We start from the raw sequence: 17,526 nt of genomic DNA, 5'->3' as shown, positions 1-17,526 counted from the left end.
CGTTCGCGTGTCAGCGGGTGCCGCGCAGCCGGCGCCACGGGGTGAACGTGAACACCGCGCCGCCGAGCAGGATCACCGTGCCGGCGACCAGGGCCAGGGCCTTGATGCCGCCCTCGTCCTCGGCGCCGGTCTCGGCGAGGCCGCCGGAGGTGCTGCTGCCGGAGACCGTCGAGGAACCGGAGCCGCCCGGCTGGGCGGCGGTGTCCAGTTCCAGCGAGACGCCGCTGCTCGTCGCCTTGCAGGGGACGTTGATCGGCGTGGAGCCAGGGGCCATCGTGACGTCGATCGTCAGCTGGTCCGGGCTGAGCGTCACCTTGCCGGACTTGCCGGGCTTGTAGGTGCCGGTCATGTCGCTGAGGCTGACCGGGGCCTTGTCCGGGATCGGCTCGGCGTTGGCCGGGCCGGATACCTTGACCGTGCCGCTGTCCGCCCCGCCCAGCTTCACGTCCATCGAGGGCTTGAGGGCTCCGGCGGGCAGGGCCATGGGCGCAGCCATCGCGCCCTTGGCCGTCTTGACCGTCAGGTCGTAGCTGCCGCCGTTCTTCTTGGCGTTGATGGTGACCGGGGTCTTGATGCCGCCCGGGACGACCGGCCCGCAGTCGAAGGCCACCTCGACCGCCTTGCCCGGGAAGTCGGTCTGGCCGCCTCCGCCGCCGGTGGTGGCACCCGAGGTCGATCCGCCCGTGGTGGTGGAGCCGCCCGTGGTCGTGCCACCGGTCGTGGTCGTGCCGCCGGTCGTGGTCGTGCCGCCGGTCGTCGTACCGCCGCTGGAGCCGGCCGACACGTCGATGGTGGCCCCGACGCCCACGGTGCCGGTCGGCGCGCACTTGGTGACGAACGTGCCGAAGGAGAAGGTGACCGCCACGTCGTACTTGCCGGGGGTCAGCGTGATCTTCCCGGCCTTGGTGAGCTTCAGCTTGCCCTTCATCACGGACATCTGCATGGGCGCCTTCTTCGGGATCGGCGGGTTCTTCTTCTCCCCGACGACCTTCAGCTCACCGCCACCGCCGCCCACGGTGATCCAGCCGGTGGGCTGGACCGCGTCCTGCGGGATGTCCATCAGGTCCGTGTTGTTCGAGGCCGGCTTCACCGTCTCCCAGGACACGTCGACCTCGTCGCCGACCTTCGCCGAGGCCGGAGCGGTGACCTTGGCGGTGGTCTCCCCCTCCACCGGACTGCCGCCCCCGGCCGGGGGAACGCACTTGACGTTGAACTTGGTCTCCGCGGCATGGGCGGGGGTCGTACCGATGGCGATACCGGCGCCGCCGAGCAGCAGCGCGATCACGGCCGCGCTCACCCTCCGTTGGGTCTTCACGAATGTCCCTTCGTCGTCGAACGGTTCTCAGACGGTGCGGACGCCTGTGGTGCTGTGCCCGGCGCGCTGTCCGGGGTGAACCACGGCAGGACCGCCGTGGTGGTCGAAGGGGGCTCCGCCGGCTGCGCGGAGCGGGCCGGCGCGGCCGGGCGCAGGCCGGGCAGCCGGGCCGTCACGGCCGATGCGGCTTCCGCGGGCCGTACGCCCCGGTGGCGGCCCGCCGCGGGCACGGCGCGCGGCCGGACCCTGTCGACGACGGCCATGCCGATGCGGAAGACCGCGGCCGGGATCACGAGCAGGAGCAGGCCCCAGAAGAGCAGCACCCCGTACGGGCGGTCCACGCCCCAGGGCTGGGTGGCCACGACGGTCTCGCCGTACTTGAGGGAGATCGTGTAGTCGCCGTGGGCTCCGGCGGTGAGGGCGACGCCGAGGGCGATCTCCGCCTTGCCGCCCGGCGGGATGGTGCCCTTCCACCGGACCTCCTCCCACAGCGGGGCGAACACCCCGTGGGCGGTGCCGAGCTGGAAGACCGGGTCCTTGACCGGGGCCGAGCCGAGATTGCCGACGGTGACCTTGAACTTCCGGCTCGGCGGGGCGCCGAACCAGGTCAGCACCCCGTCCTCGCCCTCCAGCCGGACCCCGGTGAGCATCGCGAGGCGGGCCGTGCCGGATTCGGCGGGCAGTTCGGCCACCGGGTGGTCGGTGATCTTCAGGGGGGCCGCGACGGTGGACTGGTCGCCGTTGACGGAGGTGACGTTGACGACGCAGGGGCAGGGCTTGGGCGGCGCGACCACGGCCAGCTGGGCGGAGAAGCGTCCGTCGTCGGCGACGGAGACGGCGGCGCCGTCGGCGTTGGCGCAGCTGTTGGTGCCGCCGATCATGTTCTGTCCGCAGACCAGCAGCATCACCAGCGTCTTGGCCCGCCAGCCGGTGCCGGTGACGGTGATCTCCGTGCCCTTGGCGGCCTCCTGGAGCGAGAGGGCGACGGTGGGCTCGCCCTCGTCGGCCTCGGCCGGGGCGACGGGGAACAGCGCGAGGGCGCACACCGCCAGCCCCGCCAGCCCCGCCAGGAGGAACCGGACCGTGCGGCCGGCCTTGCCGCGGACCTTGCCGCGGACCTTGCCGCCGACCATGGCGCTCACCTGGACGCTCCCGTCAGTTCGTGTTCCGGTGCAGGGGTCGGGCCGGGCCGGGCGGACGTCTCCCCGGGCACCTCGCCGCCGGGCGGATCCTGCCGGGTGCGCCGGCCCCGTACGAGGAACAGCGCGGCCAGCGTGGTCCCGCCGAGGCCGAGCAGGCCGAGGCCCGTCCAGCCGGCGGCCCGCCACGGCACGAACCAGGCGGACGCGCTCCCCTCGGCCCGGGCGCCGCCGGGGGCGGTGACGGTGACGCTCACGCGGACCCGGTCGAGCACCGGGGCCCCGGGCCAGGGTTCGGTCAGCTCGACCCGCTGGCCCGGGAGCAGTTCGACCGGCAGGGCCCGGGCGCCACGGCCCGGTACCTCGCCGAAGCGGCCCTCGGCGCGCAGGGACAGCTCGGGGGCGAGGGCCACGTTGCCGCGGTTGACCAGGGTGTACGCGACGACCGCGGCCGCGCCCCGGCCCCGTACGGCGACGTCCTCGACGGTGAGGGCGGCCAGGGTGGGGCCGCCGACCCGCAGGTGGACCCGTACGCCCACCTCACGGCCGGCTTCGGTGGCGACCACGGCGGCGGGGTGGTCGCCGGGCGGGGACGAGGGCGGCACGGTGACGGTGAAGGGGACCACCGCGCGGGTGTGGGGCGGGATCTTCACGGTGGCTCCGGCGCCGAAGCTGATCCAGGCGCCGGCGCCGGTGGACGCGGCGGCGGGGCGCACCGCGAAGGCGCCGCCGGCGGTGTTGTAGGCGTCGGCCCCGCGCAGGGTGACGGTGTGCTCCCGGTCGGTGGTGTTGGCCAGGGCGAGGTGGTCCTCCAGGACGGTGCCGGCGGTGCCCGCCATGTAGAAGTACGGGCGCGTGGAGTACGGGCGGGCGCCGGTGCGGGGGACGGCCTGGCCGGCCGCGGGTTCGGCGGTCCAGCCCGGTTCGTCGGCGGTCGCGCCGTACGCGGGCTGGGCGGGGCCCGCGTACAGGGCGGTGGCGGCGAGCAGGATCAGGCCGGCGCGCTTGAGGCGGTGGGGGGCGTGGAGCACGGGCATGGCCGGGGTGCTCCGTTCAGGACCGGGCCCGCTGGCCGCGCCGGGTCAGCCAGAGCACGCCGGCGACGCCCGAGAGCAGCACGGTGCCGCCGAGGGTGCCGAGGGCGAGGGCGGAGTCGGTGGGTCCGGTCTGCGGGAGGGTGTTCGCGTCCGAGCCGCCGCCGGACTGGGCGGCGGCGCCGCCGGCGGCCGTGACGTCGAGCCCCAGGGACGGGCCGGGGCTGTTGCCCGGGGTGCAGGTGGTCGTGGTACCCATCGCCTTGATGGTGAGGACGCCGGCGGTGAAGGTGACCTTGCCGCTCTTCTTGGGCGTGTAGGTGCCCGAGAGGTCGGTGATCTTGATGGGTGTGTCGGCGGGCGCGGCCTCGGGGTTGGGCGGGCCGGAGACCGGTACGGACACCTTCTCGGCGCCGTCGACGAGGATGACGGCGCTGGGGCTCATCGCGCCCTTGCCCAGTTCGATGGGGCTGGACGAGACGCCCTTCTGGAAGGACATCGTCAGCTTGTACGCCTCGCCGTCCTTGACGGCCTTGATGTCGATGGGCGAGATCGCCGACTTGTCCCCGATCGGGGTCTTGCAGTCGTACGCCACGTCGACGACGGCGGCGTGGGCTGCGGGGGCGGCCAGCAGGACCGCCGATCCGGCCAGCGCGGAGGCCAGCGCGAGCGCGGTGGAGCGTTTGCGGTCGGACACCTTCGTCTTCCCCTCGGGCCACAAATAACTGACGACACATCAGATTGGTGGCTCAAGGTACGCCCGGGGTCTTACGGAGGGAAGACAAAGGACAGCCCCGGATTGACCGTTCGTCAGTGCGTCCGGCGGCCCCGCTGCCAGACGGCCGAGACGAGCGGGACGCCCGGGCGGTAGGCGAGGTGGACGTGGCTCGGGGCGTCCAGGAGGGCCAGGTCGGCGCGGGCTCCGGCGGTCACGACGCCGATGTCCTCGCGGCGCAGGGCGCGGGCGCCGCCGGCGGTGGCCGACCACAGGGCCTCGTCCGGGGTCATCCGCATGTCGCGCACGGCGAGGGCGATGCAGAACGGCATGGAACTCGTGTAGGAGGATCCGGGGTTGCAGTCCGTGGACAGCGCGACGGTGGCGCCCGCGTCGATCAGGCGGCGGGCGTCGGGCCACACCGCGCGGGTGGAGAACTCGGCGCCGGGCAGCAGGGTGGCGACCGTGGTCCCCGCGGCCTGGGCGAGGGCGTCCACGTCGGCGTCGGTGAGGTGGGTGCAGTGGTCGGCGGAGGCGGCCTCCAGCTCCACGGCGAGCTGTACGCCGGGGCCGTAGGACAGCTGGTTGGCGTGCACGCGCGGGATCAGGCCGGCGGCGGCGCCCGCGGTGAGGATCGCACGGGCCTGGTCGCCGTCGAAGGCGCCCTTCTCGCAGAAGACGTCCACCCAGCGGGCGTACGGGGCGCAGGCCGCCAGCATCTCGCCGGTGACGAGGTCGACGTAGGCGGCCGGGTCCTCGGCGTAGTCCGGGGAGACGATGTGCGCGCCGAGGTAGGTGACCTCCTCGGTGTGCGCGGCGGCGATCCGCAGGGCGCGGGCCTCGTCGGCGACGGTGAGGCCGTAGCCGGACTTGGTCTCGAAGGTGGTGGTGCCCTGGCGGCGGGCCTCGTCGAGATGGCGCACCAGGTTGGCCTCGAGCTCGGCGTCGGTGGCGGAGCGGGTGGCGGCGACGGTCGTGCGGATGCCTCCGGCGGAGTAGCTGCGGCCGGACATGCGGGCGTTGAACTCGGCGGTGCGGTCGCCGGCGAAGACGAGGTGCGAGTGGGAGTCGACGAAGCCGGGGATGACGGCCCGGCCCTGCGCGTCGAAGGCCTCGTCCGCGGCCGGCGCCTTGGCGGCGGGGCCGACCCACGCGACCTTGTCGCCGTCGATGACGACGGCGGCGTTCTCGATCAGGCCCAGGGGTGAACCGTCGCCGACGGACGGGTCGTTGGTGACGAGACTGCCGATGTGGGTGATGAGGGTGGTGGTCACGGGGGGTTCCTCTCAGAGCTTGCTTGTCCCCCACCCCGCCCCTTCTCCCCCAGCTACCGCTGGGGGAGAAGGGGCGGGGTGGGGGAAGGGCCCGCCGCAGGCGGCAGGGTCAGGCTCGCAGGGCGGCGATGGCGTCGGACAGGGCGGTCGGGACGTCCTCGACGAGGGTGTGGGCGCCGTCGCGGACGACGTGGCGGCCGGCCACGACCGTGTGGCGGACGTCCGACGCAGTGGCGGCGAAGACCGCCGTCTCGGCGCCCAGCCGGGCCGGCGGACCGGCCGTGCGGACGGAGTCCAGCGCGATCGTGGTGAAGTCCGCGAGCGCGCCCGCCTCCAGACGCCCCGCGTCGGCGAGTCCGAGCGCCGCGTGGCCGTCCTCGGTGGCGGCGGCGAGCAGCGCGTTCGCCGTCCAGTGGCCCCGGGTCCGGCTGCGCAGGCGCTCGTTGAGCTCCATCGCGCGGGCCTCCTCGAGCAGGTCGATCACCGCGTGGCTGTCGCTGCCCAGGGACAGCGGGCTGCCCGCGTGCTGGAGGCGGGTCGCCGGGCCGATGCCGTCCGCGAGGTCCCGTTCGGTGGTGGGGCACATGCAGGTGCCGGTGGTGGTCCCGCCGAGGAGGGCGATGTCCATGTCGGTCAGGTGCGTGTTGTGGACGCCGGTGGTGCGCGGGCCGAGCACGCCGTGGTCGGCCAGCAGCTGGGTCGGGGTGCGGCCGTGGGCCGCCTGGCAGGCGTCGTTCTCGGCGGTCTGCTCCGAGAGGTGGACGTGCAGCGGGGCCCTGCGCTCCTCGGCCCAGCGGGCGACGGTGGCCAGTTCGGCGGCCGGTACCGCGCGCACCGAGTGGATGGCGGCGCCGATCAGGGCGTGCTCACGGGGCTTCAGCGCGCTCGCGCGCTCGGCCCAGGCCTCGGCGGTGCCGTCGGAGAAGCGCAGCTGGTGGCTGTTGGGGGCCTCCCCGAAGCCGGAGGACAGGTACGCGGTGTCCAGCAGGGTGATCCGGATGCCGGCCGCCGCGGCCGCCTCGATCAGGGCCTCGCCCATGGCGTTCGGGTCGGCGTAGGCGGCGCCGCCGGGCGCGTGGTGGACGTAGTGGAACTCGCCGACGTTGGTGATGCCGGCCAGCGCCATCTCGGCGTAGACGGCGCGGGCGAGCGCGAAGTAGCTGTCGGGCGTGAGGTTCTGGGCGACCTTGTACATGAGGTCGCGCCAGGTCCAGAAGGTGCCGGAGCCGACCTGGACGGTGCCCCGCAGGGCCCGGTGGAAGGCGTGGCTGTGCGCGTTGGCCAGGCCCGGGAGCGTCAGGCCGCGCAGCACCTCCGCGCCCGGGGGCGGGCTGTCCACACCGGTGCGCAGGGCGCCGATCCGCCCGTCGGCGGTGACCTCCAGGGCGACGCCCGGCTCGACGTGGGTGCCGAGCCAGGCGTGCTCCAGCCAGTACGTCAGCGGCATGCCAGTCCTTCCAGTACGTCGGCGAGGGCGAGCACACCGGCCACGCAGTCGTCCTCGGCGGCGAACTCCCGCGGGGAGTGGGAGACCCCGGTCGGGTTCCGTACGAACAGCATCGCGGTCGGGACGGCGGCGGAGAGGATCCCGGCGTCGTGTCCCGCCCCGGTGCCGAGGACGGGGACGGCCCCGCCCAGGATCCGGTTCATCTCGTCGCGCAGGGCGTGCTCGAACTCGACGACCGGGGTGAAGGACTCCCGGACGATGCCGAGGTCGATGCCGTCCTGGTCGGCGCGCTCGCGGGCGGCCTTCTCGATGGCGGTGACGACCGTGTCGAGGGTGGCCTGGTCGGCGGCCCGGGAGTCGAGCCAGCCGCGCACGAGGGAGGGGATGGCGTTGACCCCGTTGGGCTCGACCGAGATCTTCCCGAAGGTGGCCACGGCGCCGGCGAGGGCCGCCTCGGTGCGGGCCGCGAGGACGGTCGCCGCGTACGTGAGCATCGGGTCGCGGCGGTCGACGAGCCGGGTGGTGCCGGCGTGGTTGGCCTCGCCGCGGAAGTCGAACCGCCAGCGGCCGTGCGGCCAGATCGCGGAGGCGATGCCGACGCGGTCCCCGGACAGGTCCAGGGCGCGGCCCTGTTCCACGTGGAGTTCGACGAAGGCGCCGATGCGGGCGAGCCGTTCGGGGTCGGCCCCGATGGCGTCGGGGTCGTATCCGGCGGCCTCCATGGCCTGGGGCAGGGAGATGCCGTCGGCGTCGCGGAGCTCGTACGCCTTCTCCTTGGTCAGCTGCCCGGCGGCGAGCCGGGAGCCGACGCAGGCGAGGCCGAAGCGGGCCCCTTCCTCGTCACCGAAGTTGGTGAGGGCAAGGGGCCTGGAGAACTCCGCGCCCCTCCTGCGGAGTTCGTCCAGGGCCGCGAAGGAGGACACCACCCCGAGGGGGCCGTCGAAGGCCCCGCCGTCGGGGACGGAGTCCAGGTGCGAGCCGGTGACCACGGCGTCCCCCGCGAGGGGGTCGCCGAGCCAGGCCCACTGGTTGCCGTTGCGGTCGGTCTCGTACGTCAGCCCGCGCGCCTCGGCCTGCTCCTGGAACCAGGTCCGGCAGTCGGCGTCGGCCCCGCTCCAGGCGTAGCGGCGGTATCCGCCGGTATCGGCGTTGCGGCCGATGGGCGCGAGCTCGGCCCACATGTCGTGGAAGGTCACGCGTCGTCGCCCTCGCGCATCGGAACGCGGACGCCGCGCTCGTCGGCGACCGACTCGGCGATGTCATAGCCCGCGTCGACGTGGCGGATGACGCCCATGCCCGGGTCGTTGGTGAGGACGCGGCGGATCTTCTCGCCGGCCAGCGGGGTGCCGTCGGCGACGGTGACCTGGCCCGCGTGGATGGAGCGGCCCATGCCGACGCCGCCGCCGTGGTGGATGGAGACCCAGGAGGCGCCGGAGGCCACGTTGACCATGGCGTTGAGCAGCGGCCAGTCGGCGATGGCGTCGGAGCCGTCGAGCATGGCCTCGGTCTCGCGGTACGGGGAGGCGACGGAGCCGCAGTCGAGGTGGTCGCGGCCGATGACGAGCGGGGCGGCGAGGGTGCCGTCGGCGACCATCTCGTTGAAGCGCTCGCCGGCCTTGTCGCGCTCGCCGTAGCCGAGCCAGCAGATGCGCGCGGGCAGGCCCTGGAAGTGGACGCGCTCGCCGGCCATCTTGATCCAGCGGTGCAGGGACTCGTTCTCCGGGAAGAGCTCCAGCAGTGCCTTGTCGGTCTTGTGGATGTCCGAGGCCTCGCCGGACAGCGCGGCCCAGCGGAAGGGGCCCTTGCCCTCGCAGAACAGCGGCCGGATGTAGGCGGGGACGAAGCCGGGGAAGGCGAAGGCGCGGTCGTAGCCGGCCAGCTGGGCCTCGCCGCGGATGGAGTTGCCGTAGTCGAAGACCTCGGCGCCGGCGTCCATGAAGCCGACCATGGCCTCGACGTGCTTGGCCATGGACTCGCGGGCCCGGGTGGTGAAGCCGGCCGGGTCCTTGGCGGCGTAGGCGGCCATGTCGTCGAAGTCGACGCCGGTCGGCAGGTAGGCGAGCGGGTCGTGCGCGGAGGTCTGGTCCGTCACGATGTCGATCGGGGCGCCCTCGGCCAGCATCTGCGGGAGCAGGTCGGCGGCGTTGCCGAGCAGGCCGATGGAGAGCGGCTTGCGGGCGTCGCGGGCCTCGACGGCCAGCTGCAGGGCGTGCTGCAGGCTGTCGGCCTTCACGTCCAGGTAGCGGTGCTCGATGCGGCGCGCGATGGCGCGCGGGTCGACGTCGATGCAGATCGCGACGCCGTCGTTCATCGTCACGGCCAGCGGCTGGGCGCCGCCCATGCCGCCGAGGCCGGCGGTGAGGGTGATGGTGCCCGCCAGGGTGCCGTTGACCCCTCCCTTACCCATTGAATGCAGCTTGGCGGCGACGGCGGCGAAGGTCTCGTAGGTGCCCTGGAGGATGCCCTGGGTACCGATGTAGATCCACGAACCGGCCGTCATCTGGCCGTACATGGTCAGGCCCAGCTGCTCCAGGCGGCGGAACTCCTCCCAGTTGGCCCAGTCGCCGACGAGGTTGGAGTTGGCGAGCAGGACGCGCGGCGCCCACTCGTGGGTCTGCATCACGCCGACCGGGCGGCCGGACTGGACGAGCATCGTCTCGTCCTGCTTGAGGGTCTGGAGGGTGCGGACCATCGCGTCGTACGAGCGCCAGTCGCGGGCGGCCTTGCCGGTGCCGCCGTAGACGACGAGCTTGTCGGGGTGCTCGGCGACCTCGGGGTCGAGGTTGTTCTGGAGCATCCGCAGCGCGGCCTCCTGCTGCCATCCCAGGGTGCTGAGCTCGGTGCCTCGCGCTGCACGTACGGGGCGGGGTCCTGACATGGCGGTGCCTCCTCCGATGTTGGTATTTCCATTCACATCCTGACGCGCTGAATAGATTCAGTCAACAGCTGCGGGCGGCCCCGTCGAATGATGGGATGGCGGACATGGCTGCACACACGGATGGGGGCGGGGAAGCCTCCGCGCGCCGGGATCTGGCCGTACGGGCTGCCGTCGACCAGGGACTCGTGGGCGGGGCCGACTCCGCGGAGCCACTGACCTGCCTGCTCGACACCGCCGGGATCCGCGCCTCCGCCGCCGCTCTGACCAGCGCCTTCGCGGCCGCCCTGGCCCCCGGCACCCCCGTCCTGCACGCCTTCGCCGTCAAGGCCGCCCCGCTCGTCCCGGTGCTGCGGCTGCTCGCGGACGCCGGACTCGGCTGCGAGGTGGCCAGCCCCGGCGAGCTGGCGCTGGCCCGGGCCGCCGGGGTGCCCGCCGGTCGGACCGTCCTGGACTCCCCCGCCAAGACAGCCGCCGAACTGCGCGAGGCCCTGGCCCTCGGCATCGCCGTCAACGCCGACAACCCGCAGGAGCTGGCACGCCTCGACGCCCTCGTCGCGCAGGCGCCCACCGGGGCCCCGATCGGCCTGCGGATCAACCCGCAGACCGGCGCGGGCACCATCGACGCGCTCTCCACCGCCACGGCGACCTCGAAGTTCGGGATCGCCCTGCGCGATCCCGGCGCGCGCGAGTGGCTCGTACGGGCGTACCTGGACCGGCCGTGGCTCACCCGCCTGCACGTCCACTCGGGCTCGCAGGGCGTCCCCCTGGCCCTGATCGCGGAAGGCGTACGGGAACTGCACGCGCTGGCCGAGGAGATCAACGAGGCGGCCGGACGCCGCCAGGTCGACACCCTCGACATCGGCGGCGGCCTGCCGGTGAACTTCGCCTCGGACGAGGAGACGCCCCGGTTCGCGGAGTACGTGGCCGCGCTGCGCGAGGCGGCCCCCGCGCTCTTCTCCGGCGCGTACGGCCTGGTCACGGAGTTCGGGCGGTCCCTGCTGGCCAAGCACGGGCTCGTCCTGGCCCGGGTCGAGTACACCAAGACCACCGGGTCCCGGCCGATCGCGCTCACCCACGCCGGGGTGCAGCTGGCGACGCGCACCGCGTACGCGCCGGCGGCCTGGCCGGTGCGGATCCTGCCGTACGACGCGAAGGGGGCCCCGAAGAGCGGCGCCCCGGTCGCCCAGGACGTCGCGGGGCCGGCCTGCTTCGCGGGAGACCTGCTCGCGACGGCCCGTGAGCTGCCGCTCCTCGCCCCCGGCGACCTGATCGGTGTCCCGGACACCGGCGCGTACTTCTTCACGGCCCACTACGGCTACAACAGCCTGCCCCGCCCGGCGGTCCACGGCTTCACGGTGGGCCCGGAGGGCCGTGTCCGCTTCGCTCTGGTCCGCCCGGCGCAGTCCGTCGAGGCCATCGTCGCGGAGGCGGGGGGCGCGCTCGGTGACGCCCTGCTGTAGCCGCTGCGCGGGCCCCGCCCAGACCCGCGCCTCAATCGCCGGCGAGGCCGAACGGGCGGCTACTCCACGAAGAGGCCGCGGGCGGCGGCTCGGGCGTCGAAGGCTTCCAGGCGGGCCTGTGCGTCCGGGAGGGCGTCCGCCATCGCCTCCAGCAGCACCCGCCCCAGCAGCATCGGCGCGCACGCGGTGTCGAACGCCAGGCCGGTCCCGACCGGCGCCGGGATCAGCAGGTCCGAGTGGCGGGCCACGGGCGCGAAGGCCGAGTCGGCGACCGTCACCACGGTCAGCCCGGCCGCGCGCCCGTGCTCCAGCGCCTCCGCCACCTCCCGGGGATGCCGCGGCAGCGCGAAGCACAGCAGCGCCGAGGCCCCCGCGCCGACGGCCGCGTCGATCCGGTCGGCGAGCATCGAGCCGCCCTCGTCGAGGAGGCGTACGTCCGGGTGCACCTTGGCCGCGAAGTACGCGAACCCGCGCGCCTGCGAGGACGCCGCCCGCAGCCCGAGCACCGGCAGCGGGGACGAGGCGGCGAGCAGCCGCCCCGCCTCCTCGACCGGCGCCGGATCGGCGAGCATCTCGGCCAGCTGCCGCAGGTTCTCGATCTCGCCGAGCACGGCCTGCTGGTACTCGTTGTACGAGTCCTCCTGCACGGCCTCGGCCCGCTCGGCGGGAGCCACCTCGCGCAGGTGGCGGCGCAGCGCGGGATACCCGTCGAAGCCCAGCGCCACCGCGAACCGCGTCACCGACGGCTGGCTCACCCCGGCCAGCTCGGCGAGCTCGACGCTCGACAGGAAGGGCACCTCCGCCGCTCCGCGGACCATGCAGTGCGCGATCCGCCGCTGGGTCGGCGTCAGCCGGTGCCCCTCGAACAGCTTCTGCAGCCGCGTGGCCGGGCTGTCACTCATGCCGTCCCCTCCGTCCCGGTGAGTTATTCAGTCACGGAGCACTCTGCATGCGGTTATGCAGCGGGGCAAGCCGTGCCCGCGATCCGGATAGGGGGGCTAGCCCCAGTGCCGGGGCCCGCGGCGATTCCTACCGTGGAGGCATGGACGCCCACGCCCAAGAGCTGAAGAAGGAACTCGACGCCACGATGGACGCCCGGCGGGAGCTGGGTCCGGAGTACGAGGCCGCACTGGTGGACTCGTTCGTCGAGAAGGTCGACACCCAGGTCCGGCGGCGCCTCGCGGAGGAACGCCTGTCCGCGGCCCGCGGCGACGCCCGCCCCTCCGCCTCCCCGGCGGACGGCAACTTCGGCGAACGCTTCGGCTTCGCGATCATCACCCTGGTGCTGGCGGTCCCGCTGTCGGCCATCGCCGCGGCGGAGGCGCACCTGAGCGGCCTCCTGGTCACCTGGGCCGGGATCGTGGGCGTGAACTTCATCCACGCCAGCAAGCGGTTCCGGCGCGGGTCCGCCGACCGGGCCTAACCCGGGCCCCCGCGCCTCGGACGCCGACGGGGGCGGAGGCGGGGGCGGGAAGAGTTGCGCGGGGACCGCCGCACCCTCGGTTGCCCGAGGGGCGGGACGACGGCGGCCCCCGCGAAGGACACGGCCGGGTCAGGGCCGTCCGCGTCCGTGGCGTCCGCGCGGTCCGGGAGCCGCTCCGGAGGTGCGCGTACGCCGTTCGGTGGTGCCGGCCGGGATCCGGTCTCCCGGGCTTCCCTGCCGACAACCACCACTGTGCCGGAGCCGTGTTAAGCCGGTGCTGCCGTCACGTGTCGTGCCCGTACCGTTTGCGCGAAGGCCACGCGCGGCCCCGTACGGGCTACTTGGGGGACTTGGCGAGGAACGCCAGCAGGTCCTGACGGCTCACCACACCGGTGGGCTTGCCCTCGACCAGCACGATCGCCGCGTCGGCCTCGCCGAGCACCGCCATGAGTTCGGACACGGGCTCGCCCGAGCCGACCTGCGGCAGCGGCGAGCTCATGTGCTTCTCCAGCGGGTCGGTCAGGGAGGCCCGCTGCGCGAACAGCGCCGCCAGCAGCTCCTTCTCGACGACCGAGCCGATGACCTCGGCGGCCATCACGTCCGGGTGACCGGCGCCCGGCTTGACGATGGGCATCTGCGAGACGCCGTACTCCCGCAGGACCTCGATCGCCTGGCCGACCGTCTCCTCGGGGTGCATGTGGACGAGGGAGGGGATGCCGCCCTCCTTGTCGTTCAGCACGTCACCGATGCGGGCGGCCGGTCCGGCCTCCTCCAGGAAGCCGTGGCCCGCCATCCACTCGTCGCTGAAGATCTTGCTCATGTAGCCGCGGCCGCTGTCCGGCAGCAGGACGACGACCACGTCGTCCGGGCCGAGGCCCTCTGCGGCGCGCAGGGCGGCCACGACCGCCATGCCGCAGGAGCCGCCGACGAGCAGGCCCTCCTCCTTCGCCAGGCGGCGGGTCATCTGGAAGGAGTCCTTGTCGGACACCGCGATGATCTCGTCGGTGACGTTGGGGTCGTAGGCGGTCGGCCAGAAGTCCTCGCCGACGCCCTCGACGAGGTACGGGCGGCCGGAGCCGCCGGAGTAGACCGAACCCTCGGGGTCGGCGCCGATGACCTTGACCTTCCCGCCGCTGACCTCCTTGAGGTAGTTGCCGGTACCGGAAATCGTGCCGCCGGTGCCGACGCCCGCGACGAAGTGGGTGATCTTCCCGTCCGTCTGGTCCCACAGCTCGGGGCCGGTGGTCTCGTAGTGCGAACGGGGGTTGTTCGGGTTGCTGTACTGGTCGGGCTTCCAGGCGCCCGGGGTCTCGCGCACGAGGCGGTCGGAGACGTTGTAGTACGAGTCCGGGTGCTCGGGGTCGACGGCGGTCGGGCAGACCACGACGTCGGCGCCGTAGGCGCGCAGCACGTTGATCTTGTCCATGGACACCTTGTCAGGGCAGACGAAGATGCACTTGTAGCCCTTCTGCTGGGCCACGATGGCGAGTCCTACACCCGTGTTGCCGCTGGTCGGCTCCACGATGGTGCCGCCGGGCTTGAGGGCTCCGCTCTGCTCGGCGGCCTCGATCATCCGTACGGCGATCCGGTCCTTCACGGATCCGCCGGGATTGAAGTACTCGACCTTCGCAAGGACGGTGGCCTGCAGGCCTTCGGTCACACGGTTGAGCTTCACCAGCGGGGTGTTGCCGACGAGGCTGATCATCGAGTCGTGGAATTGCACCATGTTCTCCAAGGAGGGGACTCCACGGGTTCTCCGGGAGGCACGGCCAGAGTATGCGCAAAGGGATTGGCTGACCGTCCGTACGGGGCAGGTAGGGGTCAATGAGGACCGAGGAGGTGGCCTGAAGGGTGTCCAGGGCGAGAACGGCCCGCCGGATCGCGGCGGGGGCAGCGTACGGCGGGGGCGGACTCGGACTGGTCGGGGCCGCCGCCGTGGGGCTGGTGCTGGCCGAGGTGCAGTTCGCCAAGCGGACGGTGGGCACCGGGCTGGGCGAGCCGCCGCGCGCCGACGGGCTCTACGGGAGCGAGTTCGGCGGCCCCGAGCAGAGCCCGGGCCCGCTGCGCCTGGGCATGCTGGGCGATTCCACGGCCGCGGGACTCGGCGTACGGCGGGCCCGGCAGACTCCGGCCGCCCTGCTGGCGTCCGGGCTGGCGGCGGTGGCCGAGCGGCCGGTGGAGCTGCGCAACGTGGCCCTGTCGGGAGCCATGTCGGACGACCTGGACCGGCAGGCGGGGCTGCTGCTGAACGACGCGGGACCCGCCCCGGACGTGTGCGTGATCATGATCGGCGCGAACGACGTGACGCGCCGGCTGCCGCCGACCCAGTCCGTGCGCTGCCTGACCTCGGCCGTGCGGCGGCTGCGGATGGCCGGGGCCGAGGTCGTCGTGGGCACCTGTCCGGACCTGGGCACGATCGAGCCGGTGTACCAGCCGCTGCGCTGGGTGGCCCGGCGGGTCTCACGCCAGCTGGCCGCCGCGCAGACCATAGGAGTGGTCGCGCTGGGCGCCCGGACGGTCTCCATGGGTGACCTGCTGGGCCCGGAGTTCGCCGCGAACCCGCGCGAGATGTTCGGCCCGGACTCCTACCACCCGTCGGCTGAGGGGTACGCGACCGCCGCGATGGCCGTGCTGCCGACGCTGTGCGCCGCGCTCGGCCTGTGGCCGGAGTCGGACCGGCTGGACGTGTCCCGGGACGAGGACATGCTTCCGGTGGCGAAGGCCGCGTCCGCCGCCGCGGGCCAGGCGGGTACGGAGGTCACGGCCGTCCGCGGCCCGTGGGTCCTGCTCAAGCACCGCCGCCGGCGCCGGGTCCGGGCCGAAGACCCCGCATCCCCGGCCGCCGGCGTCTCCGGCCCCGCCTGACCGCCGCGCGTCGATACAGCCCCGCCGGCGTTCGAGGCCCGGGGCCCGGGGCACGGCCCCGCTCTTTCAGCCCCGCCGGCATTCGAGGCCCGGGGCCCGGGGCACGGCCCCGCTCTTTCAGCCCCGCCGGCGTTCGAGGCGCGGGGCCCGGGGCACGGCCTCGCTCTTTCAGCCCCGCCGGCGTTCGGAGGCGCGGGGCCCGGGGCACGGCCTCGCTCTTTCAGCCCCGCCGGCGTTTGAGGCGCGGGGTGGGGGGCAGGGCCCCACCAGCGGCGCCGCACATCTCGACGTGCAGGCCCCGCCCGATGGACCGCGACCCCGCGGGAGCGACCGGCATCACACCCCCCGCCCGGTGACCTCGACCGTACGGGGCGGTAACTTCGCATGCGGTCCCGCAACGACGCACCCCTTGGAGTCCCGATGCCCGAAGCCGTCATCGTTTCCACCGCCCGCTCCCCGATCGGGCGCGCCGGCAAGGGCTCCCTCAAGGACGTCCGCCCGGACGACCTGACCGCGACGATCATCCAGGCCGCCCTTGCCAAGGTCCCCGAGCTGGACCCGCGCCAGATCGACGACCTGATGCTCGGCTGCGGTCTCCCGGGCGGCGAGCAGGGCCACAACCTGGCCCGCATCGTGGCCGTGCAGATGGGCATGGACTACCTGCCGGGCACCACGATCACCCGCTACTGTTCCTCCTCGCTCCAGACCTCCCGCATGGCCCTGCACGCCATCAAGGCCGGCGAGGGCGACGTCTTCATCTCCGCGGGCGTCGAGACGGTCTCCCGGTTCGCTAAGGGCTCCTCGGACGGCCTGCCGGACACGCACAACCCGCTCTTCGGCGAGGCGGAGGCCCGTACGGCCGCCGTCGCGCAGAGCGAAGGCTCCTCCTGGCGCGACCCGCGCGAGGACGGCCTGATCCCCGACGCGTACATCTCGATGGGGCAGACCGCCGAGAACCTGGCCCGCCTCAAGGGCGTGACCCGCCAGGACATGGACGAGTTCGGCGTGCGCTCGCAGAACCTCGCCGAAGAGGCCATCAAGAACGGCTTCTGGGCCCGCGAGATCACCCCGGTCACCACCCCGGACGGCACGGTCGTCTCGACCGACGACGGTCCGCGTGCCGGCGTGACCCTGGAGGGCGTCCAGGGCCTCAAGCCCGTCTTCCGCCCCGACGGCCTGGTCACGGCCGCCAACTGCTGCCCGCTCAACGACGGCGCCGCGGCGCTGGTCATCATGAGCGACACCAAGGCCCGCGAGCTGGGTCTGACCCCGCTGGCCCGGATCGTCTCCACCGGCGTCACCGCCCTCTCCCCCGAGATCATGGGCCTGGGCCCGGTCGAGGCGTCGAAGCAGGCCCTGAAGCGGGCCGGCCTGACGGTCGGCGACATCGACCTCTTCGAGATCAACGAAGCCTTCGCGGCCCAGGTCATCCCGTCGTACCGGGATCTGGAGATCCCCCTCGACAAGCTGAACGTCAACGGCGGGGCCATCGCCGTCGGTCACCCCTTCGGGATGACCGGTGCCCGCATCACCGGCACCCTGATCAACAGCCTGCAGTTCCACGACAAGCAGTTCGGCCTCGAGACGATGTGCGTCGGCGGCGGTCAGGGCATGGCCATGGTCATCGAGCGGCTGAGCTGAGCCGTAGCGGAGGGTAGGGGTTGCCCCGAGGAACGAGGGGCGGCACCTGCCCGCAGCGGTGGCGAAGCTCAGCGCGACCAAGAAAGCGAGCGGCTGAGCTGAGCCGTAGCGGAGGGTAGGGGTCGCCCCGAGGAACGAGGGGCGGCACCTGCCCGCAGCGGTGGCGAAGCTCAGCGCGACCAAGAAAGCGAGCGGCTGAGCTGAGCCGTAGCGGAGGGTAGGGGTCGCCGCGAGGCGACCCCATTGGATCAAGGCCGGTGCCCAGGCGCCGCAAGGGATCCGGCCGGATCCCTTGGGGCGTACTGACACCGGATCTAATCCCGCCGCCGCCGACC

General features: G+C 73.5%; 14 protein-coding genes. 4 read left to right on the top strand and 10 right to left on the bottom strand.

Going from position 1 to position 17,526, the window contains the following annotated elements; all coding sequences use genetic code 11:
* Nucleotides 1–10 precede the first annotated feature (10 nt).
* The 8 genes from RIU97_RS24790 to hutU form a co-directional block, all read right to left on the bottom strand.
* Nucleotides 11–1,315: a hypothetical protein gene (locus tag RIU97_RS24790; protein WP_404959772.1), complete on the bottom strand. Its 1,305-nt coding sequence runs from the start codon at nucleotides 1,313–1,315 to the stop codon at nucleotides 11–13.
* Nucleotides 1,312–2,448, bottom strand: a complete 1,137-nt coding sequence (locus RIU97_RS24785) for a hypothetical protein (RefSeq protein WP_404962925.1) — start codon at nucleotides 2,446–2,448, stop codon at nucleotides 1,312–1,314. The genes RIU97_RS24790 and RIU97_RS24785 overlap by 4 nt, the downstream gene beginning before the upstream one ends.
* 5 nt (nucleotides 2,449–2,453) lie before the next feature.
* Complete coding sequence (locus tag RIU97_RS24780; protein ID WP_404959771.1) at nucleotides 2,454–3,491, bottom strand: hypothetical protein; 1,038 nt, start codon at nucleotides 3,489–3,491, stop codon at nucleotides 2,454–2,456.
* A gap of 16 nt (nucleotides 3,492–3,507) precedes the next feature.
* Entirely contained in the window at nucleotides 3,508–4,185 is a 678-nt protein-coding gene (locus tag RIU97_RS24775; protein ID WP_404959770.1) for an LPXTG cell wall anchor domain-containing protein, read from the bottom strand.
* Between the two features lie 113 nt (nucleotides 4,186–4,298).
* The gene (hutI, locus tag RIU97_RS24770) at nucleotides 4,299–5,477 is read right to left on the bottom strand and encodes an imidazolonepropionase (RefSeq protein WP_404959769.1); all 1,179 of its coding nucleotides are present in this window, start codon (nucleotides 5,475–5,477) and stop codon (nucleotides 4,299–4,301) included.
* Nucleotides 5,478–5,586: 109 nt separating this feature from the next.
* Nucleotides 5,587–6,924 (bottom strand): formimidoylglutamate deiminase, encoded by a 1,338-nt coding sequence (locus RIU97_RS24765; protein WP_404959768.1) that lies wholly within the window; start codon nucleotides 6,922–6,924, stop codon nucleotides 5,587–5,589.
* A complete protein-coding gene (locus RIU97_RS24760) occupies nucleotides 6,915–8,105 on the bottom strand; it encodes an allantoate amidohydrolase (protein WP_404962924.1) in 1,191 nt (396 codons plus the stop codon). Before RIU97_RS24760 ends, RIU97_RS24765 begins: the two co-directional genes overlap by 10 nt.
* An 11-nt stretch (nucleotides 8,106–8,116) precedes the next feature.
* Nucleotides 8,117–9,802: a urocanate hydratase gene (gene hutU / locus RIU97_RS24755; protein WP_404959767.1), complete on the bottom strand. Its 1,686-nt coding sequence runs from the start codon at nucleotides 9,800–9,802 to the stop codon at nucleotides 8,117–8,119.
* 104 nt (nucleotides 9,803–9,906) lie between these two features.
* Between hutU and RIU97_RS24750 the strand changes: the two genes are divergently transcribed.
* Nucleotides 9,907–11,262 (top strand): diaminopimelate decarboxylase, encoded by a 1,356-nt coding sequence (locus tag RIU97_RS24750; RefSeq protein WP_404959766.1) that lies wholly within the window; start codon nucleotides 9,907–9,909, stop codon nucleotides 11,260–11,262.
* 59 nt (nucleotides 11,263–11,321) lie between these two features.
* Here the strand turns inward: RIU97_RS24750 and RIU97_RS24745 are convergent, their stop codons facing one another.
* Nucleotides 11,322–12,164 (bottom strand): MurR/RpiR family transcriptional regulator, encoded by an 843-nt coding sequence (locus tag RIU97_RS24745; RefSeq protein WP_404959765.1) that lies wholly within the window; start codon nucleotides 12,162–12,164, stop codon nucleotides 11,322–11,324.
* A gap of 140 nt (nucleotides 12,165–12,304) precedes the next feature.
* On the opposite strand from RIU97_RS24745, the gene RIU97_RS24740 reads away from it, so the two are divergent.
* The gene (locus RIU97_RS24740) at nucleotides 12,305–12,685 is read left to right on the top strand and encodes a hypothetical protein (protein WP_404959764.1); all 381 of its coding nucleotides are present in this window, start codon (nucleotides 12,305–12,307) and stop codon (nucleotides 12,683–12,685) included.
* Nucleotides 12,686–13,022: 337 nt separating this feature from the next.
* On the opposite strand, the gene RIU97_RS24735 is transcribed toward RIU97_RS24740, so the two are convergent.
* Nucleotides 13,023–14,408, bottom strand: coding sequence for a cystathionine beta-synthase (locus RIU97_RS24735; protein ID WP_404962923.1), 1,386 nt, complete (start codon nucleotides 14,406–14,408; stop codon nucleotides 13,023–13,025).
* A 128-nt stretch (nucleotides 14,409–14,536) separates the two neighbouring features.
* Here RIU97_RS24735 and RIU97_RS24730 point away from each other — a divergent pair, with 128 nt between their 5' ends.
* Together RIU97_RS24730 and RIU97_RS24725 are read left to right on the top strand one after the other, a co-directional pair.
* On the top strand, nucleotides 14,537–15,550 hold the full coding sequence (locus tag RIU97_RS24730) for an SGNH/GDSL hydrolase family protein (protein ID WP_404959763.1): 1,014 nt from the start codon (nucleotides 14,537–14,539) through the stop codon (nucleotides 15,548–15,550).
* 420 nt (nucleotides 15,551–15,970) lie between these two features.
* A complete protein-coding gene (locus tag RIU97_RS24725; protein WP_404959762.1) occupies nucleotides 15,971–17,191 on the top strand; it encodes an acetyl-CoA C-acetyltransferase in 1,221 nt (406 codons plus the stop codon).
* The last annotated feature ends 335 nt before the right edge of the window (nucleotides 17,192–17,526 follow it).

The organism is Streptomyces sp. 147326 (assembly GCF_045000215.1).
In the GTDB taxonomy this organism is placed as follows: domain Bacteria; phylum Actinomycetota; class Actinomycetes; order Streptomycetales; family Streptomycetaceae; genus Streptomyces.
The sequence above is the reverse complement of the archived record's forward strand: the minus strand, read 5'-3'. Positions and strand labels throughout refer to the sequence as shown.

Bases quoted from the DNA above. Each gene is read 5' to 3' on its own strand.
- RIU97_RS24760 (WP_404962924.1), bottom strand. From the start codon at position 8,105: ATGTGGGCCGAGCTCGCGCCCATCGGCCGCAACGCCGATACCGGCGGA.
- RIU97_RS24725 (WP_404959762.1), top strand. From the start codon at position 15,971: ATGCCCGAAGCCGTCATCGTTTCCACCGCCCGCTCCCCGATCGGGCGC.
- RIU97_RS24785 (WP_404962925.1), bottom strand. From the start codon at position 2,448: ATGGTCGGCGGCAAGGTCCGCGGCAAGGTCCGCGGCAAGGCCGGCCGC.
- RIU97_RS24750 (WP_404959766.1), top strand. From the start codon at position 9,907: ATGGCTGCACACACGGATGGGGGCGGGGAAGCCTCCGCGCGCCGGGAT.
- RIU97_RS24740 (WP_404959764.1), top strand. From the start codon at position 12,305: ATGGACGCCCACGCCCAAGAGCTGAAGAAGGAACTCGACGCCACGATG.
- RIU97_RS24745 (WP_404959765.1), bottom strand. From the start codon at position 12,164: ATGAGTGACAGCCCGGCCACGCGGCTGCAGAAGCTGTTCGAGGGGCAC.
- hutU (WP_404959767.1), bottom strand. From the start codon at position 9,802: ATGTCAGGACCCCGCCCCGTACGTGCAGCGCGAGGCACCGAGCTCAGC.
- RIU97_RS24780 (WP_404959771.1), bottom strand. From the start codon at position 3,491: ATGCCCGTGCTCCACGCCCCCCACCGCCTCAAGCGCGCCGGCCTGATC.
- RIU97_RS24765 (WP_404959768.1), bottom strand. From the start codon at position 6,924: ATGCCGCTGACGTACTGGCTGGAGCACGCCTGGCTCGGCACCCACGTC.